2 protein-coding genes and 1 pseudogene are annotated in these 2409 nt (G+C 74.2%); 2 read left to right on the forward strand and 1 reads right to left on the reverse strand.

Translation table 11 applies throughout. The features are described from left to right. The coding region (locus tag FV228_RS26930) for an MFS transporter (protein WP_147857320.1) at positions 1-742 on the reverse strand (742 nt) is incomplete at its 3' end. A gap of 172 nt (positions 743-914) precedes the next feature. Between FV228_RS26930 and FV228_RS26935 the strand changes: the two genes are divergently transcribed. Further along, positions 915-1805 carry a polysaccharide deacetylase family protein gene (locus FV228_RS26935; protein ID WP_147857321.1) on the forward strand — a complete coding sequence of 297 codons (891 nt, stop codon included), beginning with the start codon at positions 915-917 and terminating at the stop codon, positions 1803-1805. A gap of 126 nt (positions 1806-1931) precedes the next feature. After that, a pseudogene (locus tag FV228_RS26940) lies at positions 1932-2409 on the forward strand (hypothetical protein); the annotation flags it as partial.

The raw sequence follows: 2409 nt of genomic DNA on the forward strand, positions 1-2409 counted from the left end.
GCGGGGTGACCGGGGGCAGGGGGCGGCCGGTGGCGCGCTCGACCGCGCGCTCCATCGTGGTCATCACGGCGTCGGCTTCCGCGTGCCGGCCCGTTTCGGCGAGCCAGCGGGGCGATTCGGGCATGGAGCGGCGCACCGCGAGCACCACCAGCGACAGCAGGCCGACCACCACGAAGGCCCAGCGCCAGCCGAGATAGGGCAGCACGAAGAAGCTGATCGCCCCGGACAGGACGTAGCCCACCGCCCAGAACCCCTCCAGGATCGCGATGTATTTGCCGCGCACGGGGGCCGGGACGATCTCCGAGACCATCGCCTGCGCCACCGGCGCCTCGCCGCCGACGCCCACCCCGATCAGGAACCGGCAGGCCATCAGCACGGGCAGGCTCCAGGCGGCCGCGGCCGCGAGGCTCGCCAGGCCCCAGACCACCATGGTCACCTGGAACACCGCCTTGCGGCCGAACCGGTCGGAGGCGGTGCCGGCGACGATGTTGCCGACGAGCTGGCCCGCGAAGGTCATGGCGGCGAGCTGGCCGGCCTCCGTGGGGGTCAGCCCGAAGGCCACCACGATCGAGCCGAGCAGGAAGGTCAGGAGCGCCACGTCGATCTGGTCGACCAGCCAGGCGGACGCGATGACCGCGAAGATCCTGCGCTGGTAGCGCGACATCGGCAGCCGTTCGAGGCGCGCGGCGATGTCCGAGACGACCGGTCGCCCGTCCCCCTGAGATGTGTCGGCCAGCGGCACGGCGGATCCTTCCTCGACACCCGGACCGCCGCACGCGGTCCCGTCCCGACCCGGTACAGCAGGGCCGGCCGCCGGAACAGGCATGACGGCGGACAGGCATGGCGGCGGACAGGCATGGCGGCATCCCGGATCCGGCCTATCTGCCCGGGCGCACCCGGACACTGGACCCGCGATGGATGATGCTCCCTCGGCCGCGCAGCACGGCCGCTACCGCTACAGCGCCCTCCCGGACCGGCCGGTCTACGACTGGCCCGGGGGAAGGCGGCTCGCGGTCTATGTCGGGCTCAACCTCGAGACCTTCGATTTCGGCTCGGGGCTCGGGGCCGAGCTCGCCCCGGGCGGGCCGCAGCCCGACGTGCTCAACTACGCCTGGCGCGACTGGGGCAACCGGGTCGGGGCCTGGCGGCTGCGGGACACCCTCGACGGCCTCGGCCTGCCCGCGAGCGTGCTGGTCAACAGCCGGCTCTACCGGGACTGCCCGGGCCTGATCGAGGCGTTCCGGGCGCGCGGCGACGAGATCGTCGGGCACGGCCGCACCAATGCCGAGCGGCAGGGCACCCTGTCCGAGGCGGAGGAGCGCGCCCTGATCGCGGACGCCACCGCGATCCTGACCCGGGAGGAGGGCCGGGCGCCGGCCGGCTGGCTCGGCCCCTGGATCTCGCAGTCGCGGGTGACGCCGGACCTGCTCGCCGAGGCCGGCTACCGCTACCTGCTCGACTGGTGCCACGACGACCAGCCGACCTGGATGGCGACCCGGGGCGGCGGCCGGATCCTGGCCGTGCCGTATCCCCAGGAGCTCAACGACATCCCGGCGATCGTCGCCCGCAAGGAGACGGGCCGCCACTTCGCCGACGCGCTCGTCGACGCCTTCGACGAGATGCTGGAGCAATCCGCCGCGGCGCCCCTGGTGATGGGCATCGCGCTCCATCCCTACATCGTCGGCCAGCCCCACCGGCTGCGGCCGCTCCGGGCGGCGCTCGCCCATGTCGCGGCCCATCGGGACCGGGTCTGGATCACCACGGCGGGCGCGATCGCCGCGCACGCCGTGGCGGCGTCCGGCTGACCGGAGCCGGGACCACCGGCCCCGATACCGGCACCAGAACCGGCCGATGGCCCGATCTCGGACCCGATGTGCAGGACGAGCCATCGGGTTTTCGCGCGCATATCGGCGCGAAAACCGGCCCTGTCCGTGCGCGATAACGACCCCGGTCGCGATTTTCTCGCGATCAGCCTTGCTGCCGCCATCGTTGCCCCGGAGGCGGCGGCATCCGCGCCCATCGACAACGCCGCCGCGCACGCCGCCATGTCCGACACCAGGTCCGACGCCCGGGACCCGTACCGCCTCGCGGCCGTGGCCGTGGCCGGCGCCGTCCCCGATCCCGCGCCGGAACCGGGCTTCGAGGACCTTCTCCGCATGGCCCGCCGGGCCTGCGGGGCTCCGATGGCCCTGCTCAGCCTCGACACCGGGGACCGGCCCCGGTCCGAAGCCGCCGACGGGTTCGGGGCCGGCAGCCTTTCGCCCGCAGGCAGCCTTTCGCCCGCCCTCAGCCTTCCCGGAGCCGCCCTCGCCGGTATCCTCGCGCGTATCCCCGACGGCCCGGGTCTTCTGGTCGTTCCCGACCTGACGGCGGATGCGCCGGCCCACGCCGGCCCGCGCCGCGCGGGCG

It is taken from the genome of Methylobacterium sp. WL18, from assembly GCF_008040015.1.
GTDB lineage: Bacteria > Pseudomonadota > Alphaproteobacteria > Rhizobiales > Beijerinckiaceae > Methylobacterium > Methylobacterium mesophilicum.

Coding starts and splice junctions, on each gene's coding strand:
- FV228_RS26935 (WP_147857321.1), top strand. CDS start 915: ATGGATGATGCTCCCTCGGCCGCGCAGCACGGCCGCTACCGCTACAGC.